At 46.1% G+C, this 1,998-nt stretch carries 2 protein-coding genes; both read right to left on the reverse strand.

The annotated features are described in order from the left end of the window. Positions 1–403: RHS repeat domain-containing protein (locus tag LRL21_RS44515; protein ID WP_240422172.1), on the reverse strand; the 403-nt coding region annotated here is incomplete at its 3' end. Between the two features lie 141 nt (positions 404–544). Beyond that, the coding region (locus LRL21_RS44520; RefSeq protein WP_240422173.1) for a discoidin domain-containing protein at positions 545–1,998 on the reverse strand (1,454 nt) is incomplete at its 5' end.

Below are 1,998 nucleotides of genomic sequence, written 5' to 3' on the forward strand. Positions count from 1 at the left end.
CCGCCAAGTCTTGCAGCACAAAGATCGCTTCGCCCGCTGGCATGGCACTGCTCGCTATTTTCTGTGCCTTGGTTCCTGAGGCTACCGGCGTATTAACCACCGCCATCCCCGTTGCCATGTCCGGATTAGACTTCCAGTAGTCCCAACCATCTGCAAGGCTATCCGTTTCCCCCTCCACTTCGAAATCAGGATTATTGACTAAATTGTTTGTTTTTTCTTTTTTGACCAAGTTTCCGTTAGCATCATATTGATAATTTACGGCTCCGTTTTCTTCAATAACTGTGATTAATTTCCCATTACTATCATACTTATAGATGTTTTCAAACGCCGAAGCTTCAGTTGAATATGCTAATAACAATAAAATAAAAAGCAAGATGAACCTGATCTGTATGAAATACTTCATAACATTCTCCTCATTTACCTGGATGGGCCTCCAGAATCACAATTTGCACCGCACCGTCGCTCAATCTCCTTCATCCATCAGTCAATGATCAATTGAGGTATGTTCACCTCCCCTGCGTTATAAGATCACTTTACTCCTTTTCTATTTCATGTTCGTGTTCTGCATCCCCATTTCCCCGATTCCAAGATACGAAGGAAACCCGTTGTTCGCACTGACATTGATCCGGTACTTGGTGTACGCTCTGGTATTCACAAATCCAAATTCTTTCTGTTCCCCAATTTGCCAATTGGTCACTCCACTTTGTGTGTCCAACACTTCCCAACTGCTACCGTTCCATCCCTCAAACGTCCACGTTTTCGGCATCTCCGCTGGACCTCCACCATGGATGTCTCCGCGTGTTTGTAAACTATACTGGTTCACTGTTTTATTTGTCTGGAAATCATAAGCCAACCATCCTGTCGTCGCTCCATCTGCTCCAACCCAACCCGTTCCAGCATTTTTATCAAAAGCCAGCCACGATGCATAGCTCGGTGCATATTCTCCACTCGCACTGGCTATCCCACTCGGTGTTGTATTGCTGGTCATTGCCACGATTCCATCTGGATTCAAATTCACATACTGCATCCCCAGTTCCCCGATCCCTAAATAAGAAGGAAATCCATTGTTCGCACTGATATTGATCCGGTACTTGGTGTAAGCTTTGGTATTCACAAATCCAAACTCTTTTTGTTCCCCAAATTGCCAATTGGTCACTCCACTTCGTGTGTCCAGCACTTCCCAGCCGCTACCGTTCCATCCCTCAAATGTCCACGTTTTCGGCATCTCCGCTGGACCTCCACCATGGAAGTCCCCTCGTGTTTGTAAGCTATACTGGTTCACTGTTTTATTTGTCTGGAAATCATAAGCCAACCATCCTGTCGTCGCTCCATCTGCTCCAACCCAACCCGTTCCAGCATTTTTATCAAAAGCCATCCACGATGCATAGCTCGGTGCATATTCTCCACTCGCACTGGCTATCCCACTCGGTGTTGTATTGCTGGTCATTGCCACGATTCCATCTGGATTCAAATTCACATACTGCATCCCCAGTTCCCCGATCCCTAAATAAGAAGGAAATCCATTGTTCGCACTGATATTGATCCGGTACTTGGTGTAAGCTTTGGTATTCACAAATCCAAACTCTTTTTGTACTCCAAGCTGCCAATCGGTCACTCCACTTCGTGTGTCTAACACTTCCCAGCCGCTACCGTTCCATCCCTCAAACGTCCATGTCCTTGGAGATTCCTCGACGCCCCCATTAATGTAGCGAGGTTTGAGCGTGTAATCGTTCACTATTTTATTAGTTTGAAAATCATAAGCCAGCCACCCTGTCGTCACTCCACTTGCTCCAACCCAACCCGTTCCAGCATTTTTATCAAAAGCCATCCACGATGCATAGCTCGGTGAATATTCTCCACTCGCACTGGCCATCCCACTCGGTGTTGTATTGCTGGTCATTGCCACGATTCCATCTGGATTCAAATTCACATACTGCATCCCCAGTTCCCCGATCCCTAAATAAGAAGGAAATCCATTGTTCGCACTGATATTGATCC

The sequence above is a fragment of the Paenibacillus periandrae genome (genome assembly GCF_022458865.1).
Classification (GTDB): domain Bacteria; phylum Bacillota; class Bacilli; order Paenibacillales; family NBRC-103111; genus Paenibacillus_S; species Paenibacillus_S periandrae.